Source organism: Hydrogenophaga defluvii, from assembly GCF_042665235.1.
GTDB classification, from domain to species: domain Bacteria; phylum Pseudomonadota; class Gammaproteobacteria; order Burkholderiales; family Burkholderiaceae_C; genus Hydrogenophaga; species Hydrogenophaga defluvii_A.
In genome coordinates, this window is the sequence record NZ_JBHTBZ010000068.1 from 139,143 (window position 1) to 164,994 (window position 25,852).

General features: G+C 65.7%; 23 protein-coding genes. 14 read left to right on the forward strand and 9 right to left on the reverse strand.

Annotation, left to right across the window (positions count from 1 at the left end; all coding sequences use genetic code 11):
* Positions 1-34: 34 nt before the first annotated feature.
* The 8 genes from ACFQU0_RS19060 to rpoH all read left to right on the forward strand — a co-directional run bounded on the left by ACFQU0_RS19060 (position 35) and on the right by rpoH (position 9,156).
* Positions 35-1,630 carry an ABC transporter substrate-binding protein gene (locus ACFQU0_RS19060; protein WP_382203373.1) on the forward strand — a complete coding sequence of 532 codons (1,596 nt, stop codon included), beginning with the start codon at positions 35-37 and terminating at the stop codon, positions 1,628-1,630.
* Complete coding sequence (locus ACFQU0_RS19065) at positions 1,627-2,595, forward strand: ABC transporter permease (protein ID WP_382203375.1); 969 nt, start codon at positions 1,627-1,629, stop codon at positions 2,593-2,595. The genes ACFQU0_RS19060 and ACFQU0_RS19065 overlap by 4 nt, the downstream gene beginning before the upstream one ends.
* 13 nt (positions 2,596-2,608) lie before the next feature.
* Positions 2,609-3,532 carry an ABC transporter permease gene (locus ACFQU0_RS19070; RefSeq protein ID WP_382203377.1) on the forward strand — a complete coding sequence of 308 codons (924 nt, stop codon included), beginning with the start codon at positions 2,609-2,611 and terminating at the stop codon, positions 3,530-3,532.
* Between the two features lie 11 nt (positions 3,533-3,543).
* Positions 3,544-4,542, forward strand: coding sequence for an ABC transporter ATP-binding protein (locus ACFQU0_RS19075; RefSeq protein ID WP_382203379.1), 999 nt, complete (start codon positions 3,544-3,546; stop codon positions 4,540-4,542).
* On the forward strand, positions 4,542-5,507 hold the full coding sequence (locus ACFQU0_RS19080; RefSeq protein ID WP_382203381.1) for an ABC transporter ATP-binding protein: 966 nt from the start codon (positions 4,542-4,544) through the stop codon (positions 5,505-5,507). Before ACFQU0_RS19075 ends, ACFQU0_RS19080 begins: the two co-directional genes overlap by 1 nt.
* A gap of 30 nt (positions 5,508-5,537) precedes the next feature.
* Positions 5,538-6,986: an amidohydrolase family protein gene (locus ACFQU0_RS19085; protein ID WP_382203383.1), complete on the forward strand. Its 1,449-nt coding sequence runs from the start codon at positions 5,538-5,540 to the stop codon at positions 6,984-6,986.
* Between the two features lie 23 nt (positions 6,987-7,009).
* The gene (locus ACFQU0_RS19090; RefSeq protein WP_382203386.1) at positions 7,010-7,996 is read left to right on the forward strand and encodes a Bug family tripartite tricarboxylate transporter substrate binding protein; all 987 of its coding nucleotides are present in this window, start codon (positions 7,010-7,012) and stop codon (positions 7,994-7,996) included.
* Positions 7,997-8,205: 209 nt separating this feature from the next.
* Complete coding sequence (gene rpoH, locus ACFQU0_RS19095; protein WP_382203388.1) at positions 8,206-9,156, forward strand: RNA polymerase sigma factor RpoH; 951 nt, start codon at positions 8,206-8,208, stop codon at positions 9,154-9,156.
* On the opposite strand, the gene ACFQU0_RS19100 is transcribed toward rpoH, so the two are convergent.
* The 7 genes from ACFQU0_RS19100 to ACFQU0_RS19130 form a co-directional block, all read right to left on the reverse strand.
* Positions 9,147-11,819 carry an EAL domain-containing protein gene (locus ACFQU0_RS19100; RefSeq protein ID WP_382203390.1) on the reverse strand — a complete coding sequence of 891 codons (2,673 nt, stop codon included), beginning with the start codon at positions 11,817-11,819 and terminating at the stop codon, positions 9,147-9,149. The two genes, rpoH and ACFQU0_RS19100, sit on opposite strands and share 10 nt — an antisense overlap.
* Positions 11,820-12,058: 239 nt before the next feature.
* Positions 12,059-13,612, reverse strand: a complete 1,554-nt coding sequence (gene lysS, locus ACFQU0_RS19105; RefSeq protein ID WP_382203392.1) for a lysine--tRNA ligase — start codon at positions 13,610-13,612, stop codon at positions 12,059-12,061.
* Positions 13,613-13,683: 71 nt separating this feature from the next.
* Positions 13,684-14,400, reverse strand: a complete 717-nt coding sequence (locus tag ACFQU0_RS19110) for an ABC transporter ATP-binding protein (protein WP_382203394.1) — start codon at positions 14,398-14,400, stop codon at positions 13,684-13,686.
* Positions 14,401-14,412: 12 nt separating this feature from the next.
* Positions 14,413-15,183, reverse strand: a complete 771-nt coding sequence (locus ACFQU0_RS19115; protein ID WP_382203396.1) for an ABC transporter ATP-binding protein — start codon at positions 15,181-15,183, stop codon at positions 14,413-14,415.
* An 18-nt stretch (positions 15,184-15,201) separates the two neighbouring features.
* Positions 15,202-16,284, reverse strand: a complete 1,083-nt coding sequence (locus ACFQU0_RS19120; protein ID WP_382203398.1) for a branched-chain amino acid ABC transporter permease — start codon at positions 16,282-16,284, stop codon at positions 15,202-15,204.
* 18 nt (positions 16,285-16,302) lie between these two features.
* Entirely contained in the window at positions 16,303-17,232 is a 930-nt protein-coding gene (locus ACFQU0_RS19125) for a branched-chain amino acid ABC transporter permease (RefSeq protein ID WP_382203400.1), read from the reverse strand.
* 253 nt (positions 17,233-17,485) lie between these two features.
* Positions 17,486-18,781 carry a replication-associated recombination protein A gene (locus ACFQU0_RS19130; protein WP_382203402.1) on the reverse strand — a complete coding sequence of 432 codons (1,296 nt, stop codon included), beginning with the start codon at positions 18,779-18,781 and terminating at the stop codon, positions 17,486-17,488.
* 60 nt (positions 18,782-18,841) lie between these two features.
* Here ACFQU0_RS19130 and ACFQU0_RS19135 point away from each other — a divergent pair, with 60 nt between their 5' ends.
* From ACFQU0_RS19135 to ACFQU0_RS19150, 4 genes are read left to right on the forward strand one after another with little or no spacing between them, the layout of a single operon-like run.
* Positions 18,842-19,276, forward strand: coding sequence for a PACE efflux transporter (locus ACFQU0_RS19135; protein ID WP_382203404.1), 435 nt, complete (start codon positions 18,842-18,844; stop codon positions 19,274-19,276).
* On the forward strand, positions 19,273-20,070 hold the full coding sequence (locus ACFQU0_RS19140) for a glutathione S-transferase family protein (RefSeq protein ID WP_382203406.1): 798 nt from the start codon (positions 19,273-19,275) through the stop codon (positions 20,068-20,070). Before ACFQU0_RS19135 ends, ACFQU0_RS19140 begins: the two co-directional genes overlap by 4 nt.
* A complete protein-coding gene (locus tag ACFQU0_RS19145) occupies positions 20,067-20,807 on the forward strand; it encodes an alanyl-tRNA editing protein (protein ID WP_382203408.1) in 741 nt (246 codons plus the stop codon). Before ACFQU0_RS19140 ends, ACFQU0_RS19145 begins: the two co-directional genes overlap by 4 nt.
* On the forward strand, positions 20,804-21,277 hold the full coding sequence (locus ACFQU0_RS19150) for a hypothetical protein (protein ID WP_382203410.1): 474 nt from the start codon (positions 20,804-20,806) through the stop codon (positions 21,275-21,277). The genes ACFQU0_RS19145 and ACFQU0_RS19150 overlap by 4 nt, the downstream gene beginning before the upstream one ends.
* Positions 21,278-21,283: 6 nt before the next feature.
* Here the strand turns inward: ACFQU0_RS19150 and lolA are convergent, their stop codons facing one another.
* Positions 21,284-21,937: an outer membrane lipoprotein periplasmic chaperone LolA gene (gene lolA, locus ACFQU0_RS19155; RefSeq protein WP_382203559.1), complete on the reverse strand. Its 654-nt coding sequence runs from the start codon at positions 21,935-21,937 to the stop codon at positions 21,284-21,286.
* A gap of 52 nt (positions 21,938-21,989) precedes the next feature.
* Positions 21,990-24,362, reverse strand: a complete 2,373-nt coding sequence (locus tag ACFQU0_RS19160; protein ID WP_382203412.1) for a DNA translocase FtsK — start codon at positions 24,360-24,362, stop codon at positions 21,990-21,992.
* Positions 24,363-24,485: 123 nt separating this feature from the next.
* Here ACFQU0_RS19160 and trxB point away from each other — a divergent pair, with 123 nt between their 5' ends.
* Entirely contained in the window at positions 24,486-25,433 is a 948-nt protein-coding gene (gene trxB / locus ACFQU0_RS19165; protein ID WP_382203414.1) for a thioredoxin-disulfide reductase, read from the forward strand.
* A gap of 179 nt (positions 25,434-25,612) precedes the next feature.
* Complete coding sequence (gene rpmB, locus ACFQU0_RS19170; protein ID WP_342128501.1) at positions 25,613-25,846, forward strand: 50S ribosomal protein L28; 234 nt, start codon at positions 25,613-25,615, stop codon at positions 25,844-25,846.
* The last annotated feature ends 6 nt before the right edge of the window (positions 25,847-25,852 follow it).

The window sequence follows — 25,852 nt, forward strand, 5'->3', positions numbered from 1 at the left end:
GCAGCGATTCACTTCACCCCCAAGAGGAGACACCATGAAAACCACCACCTTGTCCCGCGCCCTGCTGGCGTTGGTCGCCAGCCTGGGCGTGCCGGCCGCGATGGCCCAGGCGCCTGCGCAGCCCTTGACCTGGTCGGCCAACCTGGACGCCCTGTCCATGGACCCGCACTCGACCAACAACAGCTTCACCAACGCCTTCGTGAGCAACATCTACGAAGCGCTGGTGCGCTTCAACGACAAGCTGCAAATCGAGCCAGCGCTGGCCACCTCTTGGAAGGTGATGAGCCCCACCGTCTGGCGCTTCACCCTGCGCCAGGGTGTCAAGTTCCACAGCGGTGAGAGCTTCGACGCCGACGACGTGGTTTTCACCTGGCAGCGGGTCAACACGCCGGGCTCGTTGGTGAAGGGCAACCTCAGCGACCTCAAGGACGTGCGCAAGGTCGACGCCTTCACCGTCGACGTGGAAACCCACACGCCCATGCCCATCCTCACCAACGAGCTGGTGCAGCTGCTCGTCATGGACAAGGGCTGGTCCGAGGCCAACCGTGCCACCGAGGCCAGCGATCTGCAGAAGCAGAAGGAAAACCACGCCAACCGGAACACCAACGGCACCGGCCCCTTCCAGCTCAAGAGCCGTGATGTGGACACCCGCACCGTGCTCACCGCCTACGCCGGGTGGTGGGACAAACCCAAACACAATCTGGGCGAAGTGACCTTCATGCCCATCAAGTCGGATGCCACCCGCACCTCGGCCCTGATCAGCGGCAACATCGACGCCACGGTCAGCGTGCCGCTGCAGGACGTGCCTCGCCTGCAGTCCAGTGGCGTGGAGGTGGTGCAAGGCCCCGAACTGCGCACCATCTTCTTGGGCATGGACCATTTCCGCGACGAGTTGCTCTACAGCGATGTCAAAGGCAAGAACCCCTTCAAGGACAAGCGGGTGCGCCAGGCGGTCTACCACGCCATCGACATCGAGGCCATCAAACGCTCGGTGATGCGCAATGCCTCGTGGCCCACCGGCATGCTGCTGTCGCCACACCTCAACGGGGCACCCGCATCGCTGAACAAACGCACACTGGCCTATGACCAGGCGGCGGCAAAAAAGCTGCTGGCCGAGGCTGGCTATCCCAACGGCTTCACGGTTGGCATGCAGTGCCCCAACGACCGCTACGTCTACGACGAGGCCATTTGCCTGGGCATCTCCTCCATGTTGGCGCGGGTGGGCATCAAGACCAACCTGATGATCGAACCCACCGCGCGCTGGAGCGTACGTCTGAACACCAACGATGTGTCTTTCTTCATCGTTGGCCACGCCGGCCTGCCCATGGCCGACTCGTATGGCCTGCTCAAGGACGTGGTGCACACGCGCACCCAGCGCGAGGGTTCGCTCAACGCCGGGCGCTACAGCAACCCCAAGTTCGATGCCTACCTGCCGCAGATTGCCGCCGAGATCGACACCACCAAGCGCAACAAGCTGATCGAGGAGGCGGTGGCGCTGGAGCGTGAGGACATCTCGCATGTGCCACTGCACCAGCAGCCCATCACCTGGGCCACACGCAAGGGTGTGCAGCTTTCGCAAGGGCCGGACAACCAGATGCGCCTGTGGCTGGTGCGCGCGGCGGCCAAATGATCCGCTTCATCACCACCCGGCTGGCCAATGGCCTGCTGGTGCTGGCCACCGTCTCGCTGCTGGCCTTTGGCCTGTTCAACTTCATCGGCGACCCGGTCAACAACCTCGCCGGTGAAAACGCCACCGCCGAAGAAAAGGCGGCCCTGCGCGAAAACCTGGGCCTGGACCAGCCGCTGCCGCTGCAGTACCTGCGCTTTGTGGGGCGGGCGGTGCAGGGCGAGTTCGGTGTGTCATACCGCAACCTGGAGCCGGTGGCCGAGGTCATCGCGGCCCGGCTGCCCGCCACACTGGAGCTGGCCGGACTGGCTGCCGTGCTGGCCCTGGCCGTGGGCATTCCCATGGGCGTGTACAGCGGCATCCGGCCACGCTCGGTGGGGGCGCGCACGCTGCAGGTGGCCTCGCTGGTGGGCATCTCGGTGCCGTCCTTCGTGGTCGGCATCCTGCTCATCCTGGTGTTCTCGGTGGGCCTGGGCTGGCTGCCCGCCTTCGGGCGCGACGAGCTGGTGCGCGTGGGCGGTTGGAGCACCGGCCTGCTCAGTCGCAGCGGCTGGGCCTCGCTGCTGATGCCGGCGGTCACGCTGGCGCTGTTCCAGCTCACGCTGTTCATGCGCCTGACGCGCACCCAGATGATGGAGGTCATGCGCAGCGAGTACATCAAGTTCGCCCGCGCGCGCGGCCTGCGCGAGCGCTCCATCCACTTCAAACACGCGCTGCGCAACACGCTCATCCCCATCATCACCGTGGCGGGTCTGCAGATCGGCGCCATGATCGCTTTCTCCATCATCACCGAGACGGTGTTCCAGTGGCCCGGCCTGGGCTTGCTGATCATCCAGGCCATCACCTTCAGCGACGTGCCCGTCATCGCGGCCTACCTGTTGCTGATCGCGCTGCTTTTCGTTCTCATCAACACCGTGGTCGACCTGCTGTATTTCGCGGTCGATCCCCGCCTTCGCACCACGCGCTGAAAGGGCCACGCTCATGAACACCCTTGTGATGGGATGGCGCCGCGCGCGCGATTCCGAACTGGCCTGGCAACTGCGCCGCTCGCCCGAGGCCATGGTGGCCGCCGCGCTGCTGCTGGTCTACGCGGTGATGGCGCTGGCCGCACCCTGGATCGCCCCACAAAACCCCTTTGACCCGGCCGCGCTGGAGCTGCTGGACGCCCGCCTGCCGCCCGTGTGGCTGGAGGGCGGCCAATGGCGCTACCTGCTGGGCACCGACGGCCAGGGCCGCGACCTGGTCTCGGTCATGCTTTATGGCTTGCGCATCTCGCTGCTGGTGGGGTTGGCCTCCACCGCCGTGGCCATGGCCCTGGGCGTGGCCCTGGGCCTGCTGGCCGGCTACAGCGGCGGGCGGCTGGACGCGCTCATCATGCGCGCGGCCGACGTGCAGCTGAGCTTTCCCGCCATCCTGGTGGCGTTGCTGATCGACGGGCTCTCGCGCACCGTGCTGCCGCAGGCGCTGTACGAACAGCTCTCGCTGCCCATCGTGGTCATGGCCATTGCCCTGGCCAACTGGGTGCAGTACGCGCGCACCGTGCGTGGCCTGACCCTGGTCGAGAAGGACAAGGACCACGTCAACGCCGCGCGCCTGATCGGCATGGGCCGGGGGCTCATCCTGTGGCGCCACGTCTTGCCCAATGTGTTGAGCCCGGTGCTGGTGATCGCGACCTTGTCCATCGGCCTGGCCATCCTCACCGAGGCCACGCTGAGCTTTCTGGGCCTGGGCGTGCCGGCCAGCTCGCCCTCGCTGGGCACGCTGATCCGCATCGGCAACGAGGTGCTGTTCTCGGGCGAGTGGTGGATCACCCTCATGCCCGGACTGCTGCTGGTGGGCCTGGTGCTGGGCGTCAACCTGTTTGGCGACTGGCTGCGCGACGTGCTCAATCCGAGGTTGAAATGAAGGACACGGACATGGCTTCCTCTTCCCCTCTGTTGTCGGTGCGCCACCTGCGGGTGGAGATCCCCACCCGCCAAGGCCCCCTGGTCGCACTGGATGACGTCAGCTTCGACATCGCGCGCGGCGAGATCCTGGGCTTTGTCGGCGAATCGGGCGCCGGCAAGTCGCTCACCGGCGTGGCTGTGCTGGGCCTGCTTGATGCGCCGGCCCATGTGGCCGCCGGGCAGATCGTTTTCGACGGCCAGGCCATCGAGGCCTTGCCGCCGGCCCGCATGCGCGAATTGCGCGGCAAGCGCATCGCCGCCGTTTTCCAGGACCCGCTGCTCAGCCTCAACCCGCTGCTGACCGTGGGCGACCAGCTGGTCGAAACGCTGTGCACCCACCTGCCCATGACGGCCGCCGAGGCCCGCGAACGCGCCATCGACTGGCTGCGCCGCGTTGGCATCCCGTCGCCGGCCGAGCGGGTGGACGCTTACCCGCACCAGTTCTCGGGTGGCATGCGCCAGCGCATTGTCATCGCCCTGGCCCTGTGCGCCGAGCCCGACCTGGTGGTGGCCGACGAACCCACCACCGCGCTGGACGTGTCGGTGCAGGCCCAGGTGCTGGAGCTGCTGCGCCGCCTGTGCCAGGAGCGTGGCACGGCGGTGCTGCTGGTCACGCACGACATGGGCGTGATCTCGGAGAACGCCGACCGCGTGGCCGTGATGTACGCCGGGCGCATCGCCGAGATCGGCCGTGTGCAGGATGTGGTGGGTCGCCCGGCCCATCCTTACACCCACGGCCTGATGCGCTCCATCCCGCCGCTGGACCACACGCCCGCGCGCCTGCAGCAGATCGACGGCGCCATGCCGCGCCTGTCGGCCCGGCCCCAGGGCTGCGCCTTTCACCCGCGTTGCGAGCGCGCCACCGACACCTGCCGCCAGCAGCGGCCCGCGCTGGCCGAGCACCGGGGCGTGGCGCTGGCCTGCTGGTCTCCCATGATCGACATGCCCGCCGTGGCGGAGGCCGCCTGATGTTGACCACCTCTCTCCCCATGTTGCGCGTGTCCGACGTCACGCGCCAGTTCCAGGCCCAGGGCCGCACCGTGCGTGCCCTGGCCGGCGTGAGCCTGAGCGTGCCGCGTGGCAGCACCTTCAGCCTGGTCGGCGAATCGGGCTGCGGCAAGACCACGCTGGCGCGCATCGTGGCCGGCCTGGACCGCGCCAGCAGCGGCAGCGTGGCCTTCACGGCCGATGCCACGGCGCGCGCGCCGCGTGTGCAGATGGTGTTCCAGGACCCCTACGCCTCGCTCAACCCGCGCTGGCGCATCGGCCGCACCATCGCCGAGCCGCTGCTGTTCCAGCGCCTGCGGCCGGCCGACCAGGTGCCCGCGCGCGTGGCCGAACTGCTGCAGCGCGTGGGCCTGTCGGCGGCCGATGCCGAGAAGTACCCACACGAGTTCTCGGGCGGCCAGCGCCAGCGCATTTCCATCGCGCGCGCCCTGGCCGGCGAGCCCGATTTTTTGGTGTGCGACGAGCCCACTTCGGCGCTCGACGTGTCGGTGCAGGCACAAATCCTCAACCTGCTCAAGCGCCTGGAGGCCGAGGACGGCCTGACCAGCCTCTTCATCAGCCACAACTTGGCGGTGGTGCGCTTTGTCTCCACCACCGTGGGTGTGATGTACCTGGGCCGGCTGGTCGAGGTCGCGCCCACCGAGACGCTGTTCGACGCCCCGCGCCACCCCTACACCCAGCTGCTGCTGGCGGCCATCCCGCGTGTGGGCCAGGGCCGGCGCGAGGCCGCCGTGCCCGCCGGTGATCTGCCCAGCCCGCTGGCACCGCCACCCGGCTGTACCTTCCACCCGCGCTGCGCGCTGGCGGCCGAGGTGTGCAGGCGCGAGGTGCCCGAGCTGCGCGTGCTGCCCGACGGCGCGGCCGTGGCCTGTCACGCGGTGAACGGCGCCGCCCAACCCGTGCGCTTCATGCCCCGCGCCGCCTGATTCCTTTTTGCCTTCTGAAAGAGAACCCCGATGAACCCCACCCCCATCGACCTGCTGATAGACAACGGCACCGTCTTCACCCTTGACCCGCAGCGCCGCGTGCTGGAGAACGCCTCCGTGGCCGTTTCAGCGGGCCGCATTGTTGCGGTGGGCGACGCAACTGAACTGCGCGCGCGCTACACGCCGCGCCAAACCATCAACGCCCACCGCAAGGCGGTGCTGCCCGGCCTGATCGACAGCCATGCCCACGCCGGCCACGGCATGTTGCGCACCATGGGCACCGGCGGCGATGCCGGCGCCTGGATGAAGGCGGCTGCCCAGGTCTACACCGAGGCATCTGACGAGCACTTCTGGCATGCCGAGGCGGCGTTGGCCTCGCTCGAAAAACTCAAGGCCGGCGTCACCACCGGCGTCTCGCTGTTCGGCGGCGGCGACTCCATCATGCGCGTGGACGACCCCAAGTACGCCCGCGCCCACGGCGACGCCATCGAGCAGGCCGGCACCCGTGCCGTGCTGGCCGTGGGCCCCTCGCGCCCACCTGCACCGCGCCGCTACACCGACTGGGCCGCGCAGCCGCCACGTGACAGCGAGATCGACGCCGAGACCATGATGGCGGTGTGCGAGCAAATCGTGCGCGACAACCATGGCCGCGCCGCTGGGCGCCTGCAGATCGCCGTCAACCTGGCGGTGTTCGCGCCCATGCACGAAGCCGGCCACGAGGCCTTGCGCGCCCAGTTCGAGCGCCAGGCCGCCGACGGCGCGGCCCTGGCCCAGCGCCATGGCCTGGGCCTCACGCAGGACGGCCACCGCGCCGGCACCATCGCGCTGGCGCGCGAGCTGGGCCTGCTGGGGCCGCGTGCCTACATGTCGCACAGCATCGACCTCACCGAGGCCGACATGGACGCCGCGCGCGAGACCGGCACCAGCATCGTGCACAACCCCAGCGCCATCATGTCCATCAAGGGCCGCTGCCCCGTGCCTGAACTGATCGAACGCGGCGTCAACGTGGTGCTGGGCTCGGATGGCTCGGCGCCCGACCGCGGCTACGACATGTTCCGCCACATGTTCCAGGCCATGCACTACCACCGCCGCCACTTCCGCGACCCCGACGTGCTGCCGCACGGCAAGGTGCTGGAGATGTGCACCATCGACGCCGCCAAGGCGCTGGGCCTGGCCGACCAGATCGGCTCGCTGGAAGTGGGCAAGAAGGCCGACATCATCCTAGTCGATCTGTTCAAGCCGCACATGATGCCGCTGAACATGCCGCTGACGCGCGTGACCTGCTTCGCCAACGCGGCCGACGTGGACACCACCATCGTCGATGGCCGCGTTCTGATGCAGGCGCGACAGGTGCTGAGCGTGGACGAGACCGAGGTGCTGGAGCAGGCCCAGGTGGCCTGTGACCGCATGCTGGAGCGCAGCGGCCTGCGCCACCTGACCGACATGCCGGCGCGCACCTGGGGCGCCGCTCATTACTGAAATTCCTCGCTGACCTCCCCACCATGACACCAACTTCACTGACCCGCCGGGCCACGCTGTGCGCGGCCCTGGCCGCCACGGCGGTATTCGCCTCACCCGCACTGGCCCAGACCAGCTATCCCGGCAACCGCCCCATCACCCTGGTGGTGGGCTTCCCGGCCGGCGGCAGCGCCGACATGATCGCCCGCACCATCGCCGAGCCATTGGGCAAGCGCCTGGGTGCGCCGGTGGTGATCGAGAACATCAGCGGCGCGGGCGGCACCATCGCCGGCCAGAAGGTGGTCAACGCCGCGCCCGATGGCCACACCCTGTTCATGGCCTCGGGCAGCGAGATCGTGATCGCCGGCCTGTTCAATCCCGCCGTTCGCTACAAGGGTGAAAGTGACTTCACCGCCATCGGCGCCATCGGCGACGTGCCCCTCGTGCTGGTGGCCAGCCCGGCCAGCGGTCTCAAATCCATGCCCGACCTCTTGGCCCGCGCCCGCAAGGACGGCGGTGGATTGAGCTACGCCTCCTCAGGCGTTGGCACCGTGCTTCATGTCGCGGGCGAGATGCTCAACCAGAAGGCTGGCACGCAAATCGTCCACGTTCCCTACCGGGGCGCGGCACAGATGGCGGTAGACATCGCGGGCGGCAACCTGGAACTGGCTTTTTTCATGACGCCGACCGCCATTCCGCACATCGAATCCGGCAAGATGGTGCCACTGGGACTGACCACGGCCACGCGCTCGCGCGCGGCACCTCAGATCGCGCCGCTGGGCGACACGCCAGGCCTCAAAGGCTTTGACATCAGCTTGTGGAATGGCCTGTTCGGTCCAGCGAAGATGTCGGCGCCGGTGGTGACCAAAATCAACCAGGCACTCAACGAGGTCTTGCGCGAACCTTCTGTGTGGCAAAAGCTGCAGAAGGCCGGCGTTGAAACCCAGGGCGGCACACCTCAGGCCCTGGCGCAGCGCGTGCGCGACGAGGTGGTGCGAGTGAAGGCGGTTGCGCCGGCCTCGATGCGCTGAACCGATGATCGCAGGGGGGTGCGAGGTCCCGGTGGGGTCTGCGAGCTCGACTCAAGCGAGTCGATTCCGGCTACGTAGCTGGCAATCGCTGCCAGACGTCGCGTCAATCTGTGGTGTGTGGGGTTGTGGAACCTTTTGTTTAGCACTCGCTCTCAAGGAGTGCTAACATTTGAACTGTCCCATCAGGACATGCACAGAAAGGTGACGAAATGACCGTTTCTCACAACCCGAATTCGACCGCCGTGGCGCTGAGCAAGCCCTGGGCATCGGCCATGGTGCTGCCCCCGCTGGGCAACCTGGACGCTTACATCTCGGCCGTCAACCGCCTGCCCATGCTCACGCTGCAGGAGGAGCAGAGCTTTGCCCGCCAACTGCGCGACGAAAACAACCTGGAAGCCGCGGGCAAGCTGGTGATGTCGCACCTGCGCCTGGTGGTGTCGGTGTCGCGCCAGTACCTGGGCTACGGCCTGCCACACGGTGATTTGATCCAGGAAGGCAACGTGGGGCTGATGAAGGCCGTCAAGCGCTTCGACCCCGACCAGGGCGTGCGCCTGGTCAGCTACGCGCTGCACTGGATCAAGGCCGAAATCCACGAGTACATCCTGAAGAACTGGCGCATGGTCAAGGTGGCCACCACCAAGGCGCAGCGCAAGCTGTTCTTCAACCTGCGCTCCATGAAGCAGGGCTTCAAGACCGACGCCGCCGAGGCCGACCTGGCCACCTACCGCGAAACGCTGAACGACAGCGAAGTGGATGTGGTGGCGCGCGAACTGAACGTGAAGCGCGAAGAAGTGATGGAAATGGAGCGCCGCCTGTCGGGTGGTGACGTGGTGCTGGACCCGAGCCCGTCGGACGACGGCGAGGAGACCTACGGCCCCATCGCTTACCTGTCTGACGCCGCGCACGAGCCCACCGCCGTGTTGGAAAACCAGCACCGCGACCGCCTGGCCACCGACGGCATTGCGCACGCCATGGCGCAGCTGGACGACCGCTCGCGCCGCATCGTGGCCGAACGTTGGCTCAAGGTGAACGACGACGGCTCGGGCGGCATGACGTTGCACGAGCTGGCGGCCGAGTACGGCGTGAGCGCCGAGCGAGTGCGCCAGATCGAGGTGGCCGCCATGAAGAAGATGCGCGCTGCCCTGGCCGCCTACGCCTGAAGCGAAGCGGGGGCAGTGGGCGCGACACGTGCCAGCCAGGCGTCCATGGGTTCGGGGCGGCCGTAGAGGTAACCTTGGCGGGCCACCTCGCCGCGCTGATCGAGAAAAGCCGCCTGCTCTGGCGTTTCCACCCCTTCGGCCACCACCTGCAGGTGCAGTTGGCGGGCCACCGCCAGGATGGTGTCCACCAGGGCCGCATCCTGCGGGTTGCTGGTGGCATCCTGCACAAAACTTTTGTCGATCTTGAGCTCGCTGATGGGCAGGCGTTTGAGGTAAGCCAGCGACGAGTAGCCGGTGCCAAAGTCGTCCATCGAAAAGTGCAGCCCCAGGGCGCTGAGTTCGGTCATCTTGCGCACCGCTTCGGCGAGGTCACCCATGACCATGCCTTCGGTGACTTCCAGCACCAGCCGCGCCGGGTCGGCGCCGCTGTCGGCCAGCTGCAGGCGCACCGAATCGACAAAATCGCTGCGCTGGAAATGGCGCGGACTGATGTTGACCGACAGCCGCAGAGCCAGCCCCTGCCGGTCCAGGCGTACCAGAAGCTGACAGACCTGGGCCAGCATCCAGCGGTCCAGCGCCACCACGAGGTCGGACATTTCTGCGATCGGCACAAACACCGCTGGGGGCACCAGCCCGCGCTCGGGGTGGGCCCAGCGAACCAGGGCTTCGGCCCCCACCAACTGACCGTCGGCACGCACCTGTGACTGCAGGTGGCAGCGCAAGTCGCCCTGCGCAATCGCTTGGCGCAGCTCGCGCTCCACGCGGAAACGCTGCTCCACCGCCTCGCCCATGGCGGCCTCAAAAAAGGTGGTGCGCGCGCCGCCTTCGGCCTTGGCCTTGTGCAGCGCCGTGTCGGCCAGGCGCATCACATCTTCGGCCTGCGGGCTTTGCGGGTCCGGGCACAGGGCAATGCCCACACTCAAGTCCAGTGCAAACAACTCGCCGTCAGGCAGCACGGTTTCTTGCAGCAGGCCCCGCAACCGTTCGGCCAGGGCCAGGGCTTCGCGCCCGGCGGCTTCGCGGCTGGGGGCACCCCGACGGGGCAGCAGTGCGAAGGTGTCGCCGTCCAGCCGCGCGAGCACGTCCTCGCTGTGCAGGTGTCGGCGCAATTGTGTGGCCACGGCCTTGAGCAGACTGTCGCCCAGCGCCAGTCCGCGTGCTTCGTTGATGTGTTTGAAGCGGTCGATGTCGAGCAGCAGCACGCCGGCAAACCGTTGTGACTGCGACAGTTGTGGCAGTGTTTGCGCCAGGGTCAGCTGGAACTGCGTGCGGTTGGCCAGCCCGGTCAACGCGTCGTGCGACGCCAGTTGTTCGGCGCGTGCTTCGGCGCGGCGGATTTCGCTCAAGTTGGTGTGCACGTGCACGTAGGCGCTGACCTTGTGGTTTTTGTCCTGGATGTGGCTGATGGTCAACCACTCGGGAAACAGCTCGCCGTTTTTGCGTCGGCTCATCACCTCGCCCGACCATTCACCGCCTTCGTGCAGTGCAGCCTGCACCTGGGCCTGCCAGTTGGCAGGCGAGGGGGCCAGCAGCCGCGCGTGTGGCCTGCCTTGCACCTCGCGTTCCAGGTAGCCCGTGTTGCGGCAGAAAGCGGGGTTGACGGTCACCACCCGGTCCTGTGCATCGGTGACCACAATCGCTTCGCTGGTGGTTTCAAACACGCGCATGGCCAGGCGCTGGCGCGCAGCTGCCCGGTGTTGCACGCGCCACAGCTGAAAGGCCAGCGCGGCGATCAGCAGCCCGGCCACCCCGGTGGCCAGCAGCTCGTTGCGCCACTGCTGCAGCACATCACCCAGGGTGATGACCGGTGGCTGATCGAAAGGTGGCAGGCGCAACACCCGCGCCATGTTTTCCACCGGCAGGTAGTCGGCCGGGGTGGTGAAGCCGTGTATGCCAGCCGCGCGCACGGCCGGGTGGTCGGGTTCCAGCGCGTACAGGGCCGACGCCACGCGGCGCACCATGCGCTCATCCACATGGGGCAGGGCGAACACCGGCCATTCGGGGTACAGGCGGGTGGAGCTTTGCAAGGGGAAGCCGGTGTGGGTTTGTGGCTCGACCACGCTGATGCGCTCGGGGTCCAGCATGCCGTTGAGGGTGAGTTTTTCCAGGATGCCGGTGCGCACGAAAGCGAAATCCGCGCGGTCGTCCAACACGGCTGCGATGGCGTTTTCGTGGGAGTCCACCTCCAACACCTGCGCCAGCGCGTCGGGCACGACGATGTGGCGTTGCCGCAGCTCGAAGGCGGGGGCCCGCCAGGCCATGTGCAGCCGGCTGGCCACCGCCACCCGGCGCCCACGCACATCGGTCAGGGCGCGCCACTCGGTGCGTTCCCGCCGGCGCAGCACCACGCCACCGAACTGAGACGCTGGCGCTCCGTCTTCGGCCGTCACCAGCGTGGCCATCACGCCAGCCAGTGGCCAGCGTTGGCGCAGAAAAACGAAGTGGGTGGGCGTGGTCGTGACGAAGGCCAGCGTGCGGCTGGCGATGCCGTCCTCCAGGTCCTGCTGCGACAACACCTTGAGCTCGATGCGTTCGTGCTGCAGCTGGCTGTTGAGGTGTTCGATCAGTGGCGCATATTGGCGCTGTGTGCGACCTTCGCCGAGGTTGTCGAACACGCCCAGCACCAAGGTTTGGCCGTGTGCCGCCAGCACCCAAGGCGTCATCGCCAGCAGGGCCAACCCGAACAACAGCCTACGGCAAGTCCGCAGGCGCAGCAGCGTCTTGTTTACAGGCAAATCCGGGCGCAGGCGCACTGACATGGGCAAAAAGAGGTGACCGCGCTCCCTGGCGATGGACGGCCGCCACAGGCCAGCGGCGCCCACACTGTTGTCAGAGTCATCATCTTAGGCGGCGTGGCGGTTGTGGGCAAGCTGCTCGCCCTCCACGCGCCCGGGGCTTTGCGTCAGCCTTCGCGGCGCAGCGCGGGGAAGAGGATGATGTCGCGGATGCTCGCGCTGTCGGTCAGCAGCATCATCAGGCGGTCGATGCCGATGCCACAGCCACCGGTGGGGGGCATGCCGTATTCGAGCGCGCGCACGAAGTCGTGGTCGAAGAACATGGCCTCGTCGTCACCGGCGTCCTTGTTGGCCACCTGGGCGTGGAAGCGGGCCGCCTGGTCTTCGGCGTCGTTCAGCTCTGAGAAGCCGTTGCCGAATTCGCGACCGGTGATGTAGAGCTCGAAGCGCTCGGTCACCTCGGGGCGCTCGTCGTTGGCGCGCGCCAGCGGCGAGATTTCGGTCGGGTGCTCCATGATGAAGGTGGGCTGCCACAGCTGCTCTTCCACCTTCTCTTCGAAGTACATCACCTGCAGGCTGGCCAGGCTGCGCGCCGAGAGCTTGTCCTTTTCTTCGGTCAGGCCCAGCTTGCGCAACTCGTTGATGAGCCAGCTGCGGCTGTCCACGTGGTCGCCGGCTTCGGTGTACTTGAGGATGGCTTCGCGTATGGTCAGGCGCGCAAAGGGCTGGCTCAGGTCCACCGGCTGGCCTTGGTAGCTCAGTTGCTGGGTGCCGCAGGTGTTTTGTGCCACATCGCGGATCAGCGCCTCGGTGTAGTCCATCAGGTCGCGGTAGTTCCAGTACGCCGCGTAGAACTCCATCATGGTGAACTCGGGGTTGTGGCGCACCGAGATGCCTTCGTTGCGGAAGTTGCGGTTGATCTCGAACACGCGCTCGAAGCCGCCCACGATCAGACGCTTGAGGTACAGCTCGGGCGCGATGCGCAGGAACATCTGCTGGTCCAGCGCGTTGTGGTGGGTTTCAAACGGCTTGGCATTGGCACCGCCGGGGATGGGGTGCAGCATGGGCGTTTCCACCTCCAGAAAGCCGTGCTGGACCATGAACTCCCGCAGGTGCGTCACACCCTGGCTGCGGGCCATGAAACGCTTGCGCGCGGCCTCGTCGGTCATCAGGTCCACATAGCGCTGGCGGTACTTGATCTCCTGATCGCTCACGCCGTGGAACTTGTCCGGCATGGGGCGCAGGCTCTTGGTGAGCAGCACCACCTTGTCGGCCTGGAGGGTGAGTTCACCGGTGCGCGTCTTGAACACCGTGCCTTCGGCGGCCACGATGTCGCCCAGGTCCCAGTGCTTGAAGGCGGCATGCGCTTCTTCGCCCACGCTGTCGTTGCCCAGGTAAATCTGGATGCGGCCGTTGGACGGACCAAAAGAAGCGTCCTGCAGGGTGGCGAAGCTGGCCTTGCCCATCACGCGCTTGAGCATCATGCGGCCCGCCACGCTGGCGCGCACCTTGAGCGGTTCCAATTCTTCTTTGCTCATCGCGTCATAACGCTCGAACAGGTCTTGTGCGCGGTCGGCGGGCTTGAAATCGTTGGGGAACACCGGCTCGCCCGCAGCCTGTTTCTGCTCGCGCAGCGCCTTGAGCTTCTCGCGGCGTTCCGTGATCAGCTGGTTGTCGTCGGCAACGGCGGTGTGGGTGTGGGCAGCGGCTGGGGTGTTCATGTTGGCAATGAAAAAAAGGGTTGCGCACCGTTGTGCGCAACCCTCTATTCTAGTTTTGATGGAATGTTGGCTTATTCGCCGAGGTACGCGGCGCGCACTTTCGGGTCGTCGAGCATGTCTTTGCCAAGGCCGTTCATGGTGATTTCACCCGAGTCCATCACGTAGCCCCGGTCGGCGATCTGCAGGGCGCGGCGGGCGTTCTGCTCCACCAGCAAAATGGTCACGCCTTGGGCCGACACATCGCGCACCACTTCGAAGATTTTGTCCACCATGATGGGCGACAGGCCCATGGAGGGTTCGTCGAGCAGCAGCACCTTGGGCTGGCTCATCAGCGCGCGGCCCATGGCCAGCATCTGTTGCTCGCCGCCCGACATGGTGCCGGCCAGTTGGTCCTTGCGCTCGCGCAGACGCGGGAAGATGGTGAACATGCGCTCGATGTCGGCGGCGATGCCGGCTTTATCGGAGCGGATGTAGGCGCCCATCTGCAGGTTTTCGGTAATGGTCATGCGGGTGAACACACCACGGCCTTCGGGCACCATGACCAGGCCTTCGCGGACCAGGTCCCACGAACCTTTGCCCTTGATGCTTTTGCCCAGGTATTCGATGTCGCCGCCTTCCATGGCCAGGGTGCCGGTCACCGCCTTCATGGTGGTGGTTTTGCCGGCGCCGTTGGAGCCAATCAGGGTGACCAGCTCTTTTTCGCGAACTTCAAGGTCCACACCTTTGACCGCCTTGATGCCGCCGTAGGCGACCTTCAGGCCGCTGACTTTGAGTAGGGTTTGTGACATGTTCTTTCTCGCTCAGTGGCCGCCGGTGCCCAGATAGGCCTCGATCACCTTGGGGTTCTTCTGCACTTCGCTGGGCGTGCCGCTGGCGAGTTGCTTGCCGTAGTCGAGCACGGTCATGCGGTCGCACAGGCCCATCACCAGTTTGACGTCGTGTTCGATCAGCAGGATGGTGCGCTTGTCGTTGCGGATGCGGTCGATCAGCTCGCGCAGCATCACCTTTTCGGTGGCGTTCATGCCGGCGGCCGGTTCGTCCAGCGCAATCAGCTGGGGATCGGTCGCCAAGGCACGCGCGATTTCCAAGCGACGCTGGTCGCCATAACTGAGAGTGCGCGCTTTGTAGTCGGCGTATTTGCCAATGCCCACGTACTCCAGCAGCTCCTGGGCGCGCTCGGCAATGGCCTTTTCCTCGGCCTTGAAGCCGGGGGTGCGCAACACGGCGCCGATCAAGCCCGAGTGGGTGCGCACATGGCGGCCGACCATCACGTTTTCCAGTGCCGTCATTTCGGCGAACAGCCGGATGTTCTGGAAGGTGCGTGCGATGCCAGCCTTGGCCACTTCGTGCACGGCGGTGGGGGTGTAGGGTTTTCCGGCCAGCTCGAAGGTGCCGCTGTCGGGCGTGTAGAGGCCGGTCAGCACGTTGAAGAAGGTGGTCTTGCCGGCGCCGTTGGGGCCGATCAGGCCGTAGACCTGGCCGCGCTGGATCTCGATGCCGACGTCGCTCAGCGCCTGCAGGCCGCCGAAACGTTTGGAGACGCCGGCCACTTTCAGAATGGTTTCAGACATGTGGTGTGCCTCGGTGAATTACTTGCTCAGCGACTTGCCGTGTTCGGGCGCGGGCCACAGGCCACGCGGACGCAGCAGCATGATGACGATCATGGCCAGGGCCACCAGCAGCTGGCGCAGGATTTCGGGGGCCAGACGGCCGTCGGTCAGTGCTTGCAGCGGCGTGGCCACGTGGCGCAGCACCTCGGGCAGGCCGGCCAGCAGCAGGGCGCCCAGGATGACACCCGGGATGTGGCCAATGCCACCCAGCACCACCATGGCCACGATCATCACCGACTCCATCAGCGAGAAGGATTCGGGCGATACAAAGCCCTGGAAAGAGGCGAACAGCACACCGGACACGCCACCGAAGGAGGCGCCCATGCCGAAAGCCAGCAGCTTGAGGTTGCGGGTGTTCAGGCCCATGGCTTTGGCGGCAATCTCGTCTTCACGCACGGCCATCCATGCGCGGCCGATGCGCGAGCGCTCCAGGCGGTAGCAGATGATGACGGAGAGCACCACCAGGAACAGGAACAGGTAGTAGTACAGCGTGACAGGCTGGAAGGTGAAGTCGCCGATGGTCAGCTTCTTGCCCAGGTTGACACCGAAGATGGAGATGGAGTCGATCTGGCTCAGGCCCTTGGGGCCGTTGGTGATGTTCACCGGACGGTCCATGTTGAGCATGAAGATGCGGATGATTTCACCGAAGCCCAGGGTCACGATGGCCAGGTAGTCGCCGCGCAGTTTGAGCGTGGGTGCGCCCAGAACCACCCCGGCCACCCCGGCCACGATGGCCGCAAAAATCATCAGCACCCAGATGTTGTAGTGGATGCCGTTGGGAAAGGCCGCCTTGATGGCGGGAAAGGCGTCGGCCAGGTGGGGTGAGCCCAGCAGGCCCATGATGTAGGCGCCCACCGCGAAGAAGGCGACATAGCCCAGGTCCAGCAGGCCGGCGTAGCCGACCACGATGTTCAGGCCCAGCGCCAGCAACACGAACAGCAGGGCCATGTCAATGATGCGGACCCAGGCGTTGCCAAAGGTCTGCAAGATCAGCGGCAGCACCAGCAGGGCCACGGCTGCGATCAGGAAGGTGATCAGTTTGCCTTGTTTGGAATTCATCATGATGAGGTCTCCTTCGCGTCAGGCACGGTCGGCCACACGTTCACCCAGCAGACCCGAGGGGCGCAGGGTGAGCACGATGGCCAACACGATGAAGGCGAAGATATCGGTGTACTGGCTGCCCAGGAAGCCGCCGGTCAGCGCCCCCAGGTAACCTGCGCCCAGGGATTCGATCAGGCCCAGCGAGATGCCGCCGACCACCGCACCGGCGAGGTTGCCGATGCCACCAAACACAGCCGCCACAAAAGCCTTGAGGCCGGGCATGAAGCCCATGGAGTGCTGCACCGTGCCGTAGTTGGCTGCCCACATCACACCGGCGATGGCAGCGAGCATGGCGCCGATGATGAAGGTGGCCGAAATCACCATGTCGGGCTTGATGCCCATGAGGCCGGCCACCCGCGGGTTTTCGGCGGTGGCGCGCATGGCGCGGCCCAGGTTGGTCTTGTTGACCATGTACATCAGGCCGGCCAGCACCACGGCGGTGGTGCCCAGAATGAAGATTTGTGTGACGGAAATCACCGCGCCACCCACGTTGATGGGGTCGGTTGGCAACATGGACGGGTAGGACTTCGGATTGGGCTTCCAGATGATCATCGCCAGCGTCTGCAGCAGGATGGACATGCCCATCGCCGTGATCAGCGGTGCCAGCCGGGGCGAGTTGCGCAAGGGCCGGTAGGCCAGCTTCTCGATGGTGAAGTTGAGCAGCGCACACACGACCATGGCAATCACCAAGGCCAGCAGCAGGATCAGCCAGCCCGGCGCGCCCGGCATGGCGTCGCGCATGGTGACGATGATGGTCCAGCTGGTGAGCGCGCCCACCATCAGCACGTCACCGTGGGCAAAGTTGATCAGGCCGATGATGCCGTACACCATGGTGTAGCCCAGGGCCACCAAGGCGTACATACTGCCGAGAACCAGACCGTTGATGATCTGCTGCAGCAAGGTTTCCATTCAGGTTTCTCCGGTTTGGACAGAAAGCTGGGGTTCAAGACCCCAAGCCTGACGAGGTAGCAAAAAACCCGCCAGCCGGATTCGGAGCCTGTGGCGCCGGGACCGCTGCGGGTGAGAGTGGGCGGGATTGTAGTGATCTGTAACGGGGCGCCGTATACGGGTATGCCCGTAGAAGCTCGGGAAAACCCTTGAAATTAGGGGTGTCCGACCATCGACTGATGCAAATAGCGCTAATCATTAGTTGTTCTAATGGTTAATCTGATGTTCTTGCTTCATGGTTGCGTTGGGCCAGCTGGCGCAGCTTGTCGGCGATCTTGATTTCCAGCCCCCGCTCCACCGGTTGGTAGAAGCCGGGCGCTGCCATGCCATCGGGCAGGTAGGTTTCGCCGGCGGCAAAACCGTCGGCTTCGTCATGGGCGTAGCGGTAGCCTTTGCCGTAGTCCAGGTCTTTCATCAAGCGGGTGGGGGCGTTGCGCAGGTGCATGGGCACCGGGCGGCTGCCGTCTTTTTTGACGAAGGCGCGGGCGGCGTTGTAGGCCTTGTAAACGGCGTTCGACTTGGGCGCCACGGCCAGGTAGACCACACATTCGGCCAGGGCCAGTTCGCCCTCGGGGCTGCCCAGGCGCTCGTAGACCTCGGCGGCGTCCAGCGCCAGGCGCAGGGCGCGGGGATCGGCCAGGCCAATGTCTTCGGCCGCCATGCGCACCAGACGGCGTGCCATGTAGCGCGGGTCGGCCCCGCCGTCGAGCATGCGCACCAGCCAGTACAACGCCGCGTCGGGGTCGGAGCCACGCACGCTTTTGTGCAGGGCGCTGATGGTGTCGTAGAACTGTTCGCCGCCTTTGTCGTAGCGGCGCAGGCGTTCGCCCAGCACCTTGAGCAGCCAGGCGTCGGTGATCTCGGGCTGCTTTTGCACCCCGGCGGCCACAGCCAGCGTTTCCAGTGTGCCCAGCAGCCGGCGTGCATCGCCATCGGCATAGGCGAGCAGGCGCTGTTCGGCCTCGGGCTGCACGGGCGGCACGGCATCGATGGCGCGGGCCTTGGTCACGATCAGCCGCAGATCGTCTTCGGTGAGTGGTTGCAGCACGTAGACGGCGGCGCGCGAGAGCAGGGCGGAGTTGACTTCGAACGACGGGTTTTCGGTGGTGGCGCCGATGAAGGTGAACAGGCCACTTTCCACATGGGGCAAAAACGCGTCCTGTTGGCTCTTGTTGAATCGGTGCACCTCGTCCACAAACACGATGGTGCGGCGCTGCTCCAGGCCGTCGCGCGCCAGCAAGGCCTGGTCCACCGCCTCGCGGATGTCTTTGACGCCGCCGAGCACCGCGCTGATGGCGATGAACTGCGCGTCAAAAGCATCGGCCATGAGCCGCGCGATGGTGGTTTTGCCCACGCCGGGCGGCCCCCAGAGGATGCAGCTGTGGGGTTGGCCCGATTCGAAGGCGATGCGCAGTGGCATGCCTTCGCCCAGCAGGTGCTGCTGGCCCACCACATCGCCCAAGGTGCGGGGGCGCAGGCGTTCGGGCAGGGGCGTGTGCGGAGTGGACATGGCAAGCATTGTGGCCCAGCCACGCGGGCAAGTTTTTGCCATGCGCGGCACAATCGGTGGATGTCACCCCGCAACCGCCGCATTGTTCAAGCCGTTCTGTACGAATCTTTCGCCATCGCCCTGGTCACGCCGGCCTTGGGCTGGATGTTTGACGAGCCGGTGGGCTCGGCCCTGGGCCTGAGCGTGGCCATGTCCACCGTCGCCCTGACATGGAACTACCTGTTCAACTGGTTTTTTGAACGCTGGGAAGCGCGCCAGGTGGTGCGGGGCCGCTCGCTCGCGCGCCGGGTGGCACACGGTTTGGGTTTTGAGGGCGGACTGGCCCTGTTGCTGGTGCCGCTGGTGGCGCATTGGCTGGACATGAGCTACTGGCACGCCCTCATCACCGACCTGGGCCTCCTGCTGTTCTTCTTGGTCTACACCATGGTGTTCACCTGGGTGTTCGACCGCGTGTTTGGCCTGCCCGCGTCGGCCCAGCCGACCCCCGCCTCATGAGCCCCATCACCGTCTACCACATCCCCGTCTGCCCGTTCTGCCAGCGGCTGGAGATTTTGTTGGCCCTCAAAGGCCGTCAGGACGCCGTGCGTTTTGTGGTGGTGGACATCACCCAGCCCCGGCCCGACTGGCTGCTGGCCAAGACGCGGGGCACCACCGCGTTGCCGGTGCTGGAGACGGCCGACGGCCACATCCTCAAGGAAAGCCTGGTCATCCTGCAGTACCTTGAAGACCTGTTCCCCGAGCCGCCGGTGGCGCAACGCGATCCTTACTTGCGTGCGGTGGAAGGCATGTTGTGCCGCATGGAGGGGGATTTTGTGGCGGCCGGCTACACCTGGGTGATGAACCAGGACCCGGACAAACGCGAGGCCTTTCGTGAACACATGCTCAAGCAGTACGCCCGTCTGAACGACTTTCTGCTGCAACACGCGCCCGACGGCACCTGGCTGTTCGACGACTTTGGCTGGGCCGAGGCGGTGTACACGCCCTTTTTCATGCGTTTCTGGTTCCTGGCCTACTACGAGGGCTTCGAGCTGCCCGACGACCCGGCCTACGCGCGTGTGCGGCGCTGGCGCGATGCCTGCCTGGCGCACCCCGCCGCGCAGCAGGTCACGGAGGAAGAAATCGTCAAGGTCTACCACGACTACGCCAAGGGCGCCGGCAACGGGGGGCTGTTGCCGGGCCGCACGCGGTCCTCGTTCTGCTTCGAGCCCCACTGGCGCAGCCGCCCTTGGCCACCGCGCAACAAATACGAACACAGCGCCAGCGACGCGGAACTGGGCTTGCTGGCATGACGCAAGACCTGTGTCGCAGCGACAGTTACCAACAGGCCTGCGAGGCCCAAGTGGTGGCCGTGACCGAGGCGGGCGTGGTGCTGGACCGCACGGTGTTCTACCCCCTGGGTGGCGGCCAAGCGGGTGATGCCGGCCAACTGGTGCTGGGTGATGGCCGTGTGCTGCACATCGCCGACACCCGCAAGGCGAAGGACGCCGAAGGCCGCCCCACGGCCGACATCGTGCACGTGCCCGCAGCGGGGCAAGACGCCTTGCTGGCGGCGTTGCACGTCGGCAGTTCCGTTCGCGCGCAGCTTGACTGGCCTCGGCGTTTGCGCCTGATGCGCTTTCACACCACCACCCATTTGTTGTGCCACCTGGTGGCCCAACCGGTGGACGGTTGCTCCATCACGCCCGACTACGCGCGCTTGGACTTTCACATGACCGAGCCGCTCGATAAAGAGGTGCTGACGCAGGGCATTGCCGCGTTGGTAGCCGCTGCGCACCCGGTGGTGGTGGGCGCCATCACCGATGCCGAGTTGGACGACAACCCTGCCTTGGTCAAGAGCATGAGCGTGTCGCCTCCGCGTGGCAGTGGCACGGTGCGCACCATCCGCATCGGCGCGGCGGAGCTGATCGACCTGCAGCCCTGTGGCGGCACCCATGTGGCCAACACCGTCGAGATTGGTGCGGTGGTGGTGACCAAAATCGAGAAAAAAAGCGCCCAGACGCGGCGCGTGGTGTTGGGTTTCGCATGACCCGGCTGGCCTGGTTTTGCCTGGCTCTGTGGGCACCTGTTGCGCTGGCGCAGGCTGCTCCGCCCCAGCCCGACATCCACCTGATCTGGATGGGCGGCGACGACTGCCCGCCCTGCAAGGCCTGGCGCACCACCGAGCTGCCGCAATTGCTGGCGGCGCCGGAGTTCAAAGGTGTGCGCTTCAGCTACGTCACCAAACCGATACGCGCATCGGTGCCACCTGCCGCGCAGTTGCCGCCCGAAGTCAAACCGCTGAAAGATGCGCTGGACCGCGCCAGCAGTGGGCGCAGCGGCTCGCCGCAGGCGGCGCTGGTGGTCAATGGGCACATCTACGACTACTACGTCAGCGCCCGCCCGGCCGAGACGGTGCTGGAAATGATCGGCGCCGTGCGTGGCGAGTGGCGCTACCCGCTGCCGCGTTGTTTGCAGATGGCGGCCAAAGGCCGCGTGTGTGTGGAGCCTGCGCCCTGACGGGGCTCACTGCCTGAGCACGTCCACGCCCGCCGGTGGCGTGAAGCGGAAACGTTCTGCGGGCAAGCGGGTACTCACATCGAGGGCGCCAAACCGCAGCACCGAACGTTGCCCAAAGCTGTCCAGCATTTCCAGGGCCGCGAGTTGCCCTTGCTTGAAGCCCAGGTGCACCGACTGCAGTTGTGCATCGCGGTTGCGCGGCGTGGCCAGCACCCATTCCATCCCATCGCGTTCAGGCGCGTTGCCAAGGGTGAACACGGCCGACAAGGCCTTGAGGTCGGCGGCCGAGGCGATGATGGCAGCCGGCGTGTTGCCCAGCACCTCGCTTTGTTTGCGGGCCGCCACCTGGTTGAGGTCGATGTCGTGTAACCACAGCGTCTGGCCGTCGGCCACGATGAGTTGCTCAAAGGGCTTGGTGTATTGAAAGCGGAAGCGGTCCGGTCGGGAAAATTCGAACGTGCCGCTGGAGGTTTTGCTGCGCGCCACCGTCTCGCCCTGGCGCAGAGGAGAGGTAACGGTCTGGGTGAAGGTGGTGCTGCCACTCTGGGTGCTGCGCAAGAACTGCTCCAGCGCCTGCAGGCCGTCGGCCTGGGCCGCGCCACACCACAATGCGAGGCCCAGCGAGAGGGATTTCAAGAACAACTGAATAGACGAAGGCATGCGGTTCTGAGCACCTGGCGGCACCACGGGTTCCCTGGCGTTGCCGCCTGTTTCAATCATCGTTGCCACCACGGGCCGCCACGAGGATGTCGCGCTGGCCGCTGCTGGTGAGCGAGCTCACCAGGCCGGCCTTTTCCATGTCTTCGAGCAGTCGGGCCGAACGGTTGTAGCCGATCTTGAGCTTGCGCTGCACGTAGGAAATGCTGGCCTTGCGGTCTTGCAACACCACGGCCACGGCCTGGTCGTACATGGGGTCTTTTTCGCCGCCGCTGTCACCACCGCCGCCGCCTTCGCCAAACAGGTCGCCACCGTCACCGTCGGCGCTGCCGCCATCCAGCAGGCCTTCGATGTAGTTGGGCTCGCCGCCCTGCTCCTTGAGGTAGGCCACCACGCGGTGCACCTCGTCGTCGCTCACAAAGGCGCCGTGCACCCGCACCGGGAAGCCCGTGCCCGAGGGCATGTAGAGCATGTCGCCCATGCCCAGCAAGGCTTCGGCGCCCATCTGGTCGAGGATGGTGCGGCTGTCGATTTTGCTGCTCACCTGGAAGGACAAGCGGGTGGGGATGTTGGCCTTGATCAGGCCGGTGATCACGTCCACGCTGGGGCGCTGGGTGGCCAGGATGAGGTGGATGCCGGCCGCGCGCGCCTTTTGTGCCAGGCGGGCGATCAGCTCCTCGATCTTCTTGCCCACCACCATCATCAGGTCGGCCAGTTCGTCGATGACGACCACGATGTAAGGCAGGCGCTCCAGCGGTTCGGGCTGCTCGGGCGTGAGGCTGAAGGGGTTGCCGATGTGTTCGCCACGCGCCGTGGCCTCGTCGATCTTGGTGTTGAAACCCGCCAGGTTGCGCACGCCCATCTTGCTCATGAGCTTGTAGCGTTTCTCCATCTCGGCCACACACCAGTTCAGGCCGTGGGCGGCCTGTTTCATGTCGGTCACCACGGGGGCCAGCAGGTGCGGAATGCCTTCGTAGACGCTCATCTCCAGCATCTTGGGGTCGATCAGCAGCAGGCGCACGTCCTTGGCATCGGCCTTGTAGAGCAGGCTCAAAATCATGGCGTTGATACCCACCGACTTGCCCGAGCCGGTGGTACCGGCCACCAGGCAGTGCGGCATCTTGGCCAGATCGGCCACCACCGGCTGGCCGCCGATGTCCTTGCCCAGGCCCATGGTCAGCAGGCTTTTGGCCTCGTGGTAGACCTGCGAGCCCAAAATTTCGCTGAGCTTGATCATCTGGCGCTTGGCGTTGGGCAGTTCCAGCGCCATCAGGTTTTTGCCCGGGATGGTCTCGATCACGCGGATGGACACCAGCGAGAGCGAACGCGCCAGATCGCGCGCGAGGTTGACGATTTGTGAGCCCTTGACGCCGGTGGCCGGCTCGATTTCGTAGCGGGTGATCACCGGGCCGGGCGCGGCGGCCACCACGCGCACTTCGACGCCAAAGTCCTTGAGCTTTTTCTCGATCAGGCGGCTGGTCATCTCCAGCGTTTCGGGCGACACCGTGTTCTGCTGGCCCGGGGCCGCGTCCAGCAGATCGACCTGGGGCAGCTTGCTGTCGGGCATTTCGGTGAACAGGGGCTTCTGCCGCTCCTTGATCACACGCTCGCTTTTGGGCACATCGACCAGCATGGGCTCAATGATCTTGACCGGCGGCGCATGGTGTTCCTTGATCTCGACGCGGGCTTCCTCCACCACCTCCTCGCGCGCTTTGGCCGCCTGTTCGCCGATGCGCAGGTCTTCCGTGGCCTCGCGTTTTTCGCGCCGGGTCTCAAACCACCGGTCCAGCCGTTCACCCAGGCGTTCGGCCCAATGCCCCCACGAGAACCGGAAGACCCAGCCCGACGCGAGCACGATCAGGGCCAGCGCCAGCAGCGTGCTGCCGGTGAAACCCAGCCAGCGCGTGGCCAGCGGGCCCAGGCTGGCGCCCAGCACCCCCCCGGCGTGGCCAGGCAGGTGGGGCTCCATGCGGTAGAGGCGGCCCCATTCCAACAACGTGCTGGCGGCCAACAACACCAGCAGCGCCAGCCAGAAGGCGGCCCGCTGCGCAGGCGGTCGTTGCCACCAGGCCATGCTGTCCGATGCTGGGGCCACTGTTTCGTCGCGCGCCACGCGCAACCAGCGGGCCAAGCCGGCCAGCCAGGCCCGCACCGCAGCGGCCACACACCACCAGACCGAGAAGCCCAACAGGTAGTAGCTCCCGTCCGACAGCAGGGCGCCGACGCGGCCCCCCCAGTTGTGCACCTCGGCCCGTGTCCCGGTGGTGGACCAGGCGGGATCGGCCAGCGAGTGGCTGAGCAGCGCGATCAGCCAGAACAACAAGGCGGCCGCACCCAGCACCAGGGCAATTTCCTGTGCAAACCGCGCCACGCCCGAGGTGGGCGGGTTCTGCCGATCAACATTGAGGGTGTTCAAGGAATAGGTCATAGGCTCCCGCAGTCAGCCAGCAAGCTTACCGCAGTCGGTGTGGGGGAATGGGTTTCCGTACAGTCCGGCCGTCCGGTGCGGTTCTTACAATCCAGGGTCAACGCCCACTGCACATTTTTCACCATGAAACACGCCAAAGTCCTCATCCTCGGCTCCGGTCCCGCCGGTTACACCGCCGCCGTCTACGCCGCACGCGCCAACCTCAACCCGGTTCTGATCACCGGCTTGGCACAAGGCGGCCAGCTCATGACGACGACCGAAGTGGACAACTGGCCGGCCGACGTGATGGGTGTGCAAGGCCCCGAGCTGATGCAGCGGTTTCAGGAGCATGCCGAGCGTTTCAAGACCGAAATCGTGTTCGATCACATCAACGCGGTGGATTTTTCCAAGCGACCTTTTACCCTCAAGGGCGACAGCGACACCTACACCTGTGACTCGCTCATCATCGCCACCGGCGCTTCGGCCAAGTACCTGGGTCTGCCCTCCGAAGAGGCCTTCATGGGCAAAGGCGTGAGCGGTTGCGCCACCTGCGATGGGTTTTTCTACCGCGACCAGGTGTGCTGCGTGGTGGGTGGCGGCAACACCGCCGTGGAAGAGGCGCTGTACCTGTCCAACATCGCCAGCAAGGTCTATCTGGTGCACCGCCGCGACAAGTTCAAGGCCGAGCCCATCCTGGTGGACAAACTGATGGAAAAGGTGGCGGCCGGCAAGATTGAACTGAAAACCTTCAAGACGCTGGACGAGGTGCTGGGCGATCACACCGGTGTGACCGGCATCCGCGTCAAAAGCACCGTGGACGGCACCACCGAGGACATCGCACTGCAGGGCTGTTTCATCGCCATCGGCCACGCGCCCAACACCGACATCTTCCAGGGCCAGCTGACCATGGACAACGGCTACATCGTCACCCAGAGTGGTCTCAAGGGTTTTGCCACCATGACCAGTGTGCCCGGCGTGTTTGCCGCCGGCGACGTGCAGGACCACGTCTACCGCCAGGCCATTACCAGCGCCGGTACCGGCTGTATGGCCGCGTTGGACGCCCAGCGTTTCCTGGAACAGAACGAAGCCTGAGCTTCGGGCTATAATTGCGGGCTTTGCTGAGTGGCGCGCCTGGGAAGGTGCGCCTCACATTTCAGCAAATTGGGTTACCGCCACCCTTTTCTTGGCGAGGTGAAGCTTGATCGCCAGTTGGCCCTGTTCAGAGGGCCGGCCCGCTGCGACGAGCTGTTTGATTGATCGGAGTGTCCTTCATGGCACGCGTCTGCGAAGTGACGGGCAAGAAGCCCATGGTCGGGAACAACGTTTCCCACGCCAACAACAAAACCAAGCGCCGGTTCCTGCCGAACCTGCAATACCGCCGTTTCTGGGTCGAGAGCGAGAACCGCTGGGTTCGCCTGCGCGTCTCGGGTGCTGCCCTGCGCCTGATCGACAAAAACGGTATCGACGCTGTGCTGGCCGACATGCGCGCCAACGGCCAAGCTTAAGGAGCA

Excerpts from the sequence above, each read along its gene's own strand:
- ACFQU0_RS19060 (WP_382203373.1), top strand. The coding sequence starts at position 35 with ATGAAAACCACCACCTTGTCCCGCGCCCTGCTGGCGTTGGTCGCCAGC.
- ACFQU0_RS19065 (WP_382203375.1), top strand. The coding sequence starts at position 1,627 with ATGATCCGCTTCATCACCACCCGGCTGGCCAATGGCCTGCTGGTGCTG.
- ACFQU0_RS19070 (WP_382203377.1), top strand. The coding sequence starts at position 2,609 with ATGAACACCCTTGTGATGGGATGGCGCCGCGCGCGCGATTCCGAACTG.
- ACFQU0_RS19075 (WP_382203379.1), top strand. The coding sequence starts at position 3,544 with ATGGCTTCCTCTTCCCCTCTGTTGTCGGTGCGCCACCTGCGGGTGGAG.
- ACFQU0_RS19080 (WP_382203381.1), top strand. The coding sequence starts at position 4,542 with ATGTTGACCACCTCTCTCCCCATGTTGCGCGTGTCCGACGTCACGCGC.
- ACFQU0_RS19085 (WP_382203383.1), top strand. The coding sequence starts at position 5,538 with ATGAACCCCACCCCCATCGACCTGCTGATAGACAACGGCACCGTCTTC.
- ACFQU0_RS19090 (WP_382203386.1), top strand. The coding sequence starts at position 7,010 with ATGACACCAACTTCACTGACCCGCCGGGCCACGCTGTGCGCGGCCCTG.
- rpoH (WP_382203388.1), top strand. The coding sequence starts at position 8,206 with ATGACCGTTTCTCACAACCCGAATTCGACCGCCGTGGCGCTGAGCAAG.
- ACFQU0_RS19100 (WP_382203390.1), bottom strand. The coding sequence starts at position 11,819 with ATGACGCCTTGGGTGCTGGCGGCACACGGCCAAACCTTGGTGCTGGGC.
- lysS (WP_382203392.1), bottom strand. The coding sequence starts at position 13,612 with ATGAACACCCCAGCCGCTGCCCACACCCACACCGCCGTTGCCGACGAC.
- ACFQU0_RS19110 (WP_382203394.1), bottom strand. The coding sequence starts at position 14,400 with ATGTCACAAACCCTACTCAAAGTCAGCGGCCTGAAGGTCGCCTACGGC.
- ACFQU0_RS19115 (WP_382203396.1), bottom strand. The coding sequence starts at position 15,183 with ATGTCTGAAACCATTCTGAAAGTGGCCGGCGTCTCCAAACGTTTCGGC.
- ACFQU0_RS19120 (WP_382203398.1), bottom strand. The coding sequence starts at position 16,284 with ATGATGAATTCCAAACAAGGCAAACTGATCACCTTCCTGATCGCAGCC.
- ACFQU0_RS19125 (WP_382203400.1), bottom strand. The coding sequence starts at position 17,232 with ATGGAAACCTTGCTGCAGCAGATCATCAACGGTCTGGTTCTCGGCAGT.
- ACFQU0_RS19130 (WP_382203402.1), bottom strand. The coding sequence starts at position 18,781 with ATGTCCACTCCGCACACGCCCCTGCCCGAACGCCTGCGCCCCCGCACC.
- ACFQU0_RS19135 (WP_382203404.1), top strand. The coding sequence starts at position 18,842 with ATGTCACCCCGCAACCGCCGCATTGTTCAAGCCGTTCTGTACGAATCT.
- ACFQU0_RS19140 (WP_382203406.1), top strand. The coding sequence starts at position 19,273 with ATGAGCCCCATCACCGTCTACCACATCCCCGTCTGCCCGTTCTGCCAG.
- ACFQU0_RS19145 (WP_382203408.1), top strand. The coding sequence starts at position 20,067 with ATGACGCAAGACCTGTGTCGCAGCGACAGTTACCAACAGGCCTGCGAG.
- ACFQU0_RS19150 (WP_382203410.1), top strand. The coding sequence starts at position 20,804 with ATGACCCGGCTGGCCTGGTTTTGCCTGGCTCTGTGGGCACCTGTTGCG.
- lolA (WP_382203559.1), bottom strand. The coding sequence starts at position 21,937 with ATGCCTTCGTCTATTCAGTTGTTCTTGAAATCCCTCTCGCTGGGCCTC.
- ACFQU0_RS19160 (WP_382203412.1), bottom strand. The coding sequence starts at position 24,362 with ATGACCTATTCCTTGAACACCCTCAATGTTGATCGGCAGAACCCGCCC.
- trxB (WP_382203414.1), top strand. The coding sequence starts at position 24,486 with ATGAAACACGCCAAAGTCCTCATCCTCGGCTCCGGTCCCGCCGGTTAC.
- rpmB (WP_342128501.1), top strand. The coding sequence starts at position 25,613 with ATGGCACGCGTCTGCGAAGTGACGGGCAAGAAGCCCATGGTCGGGAAC.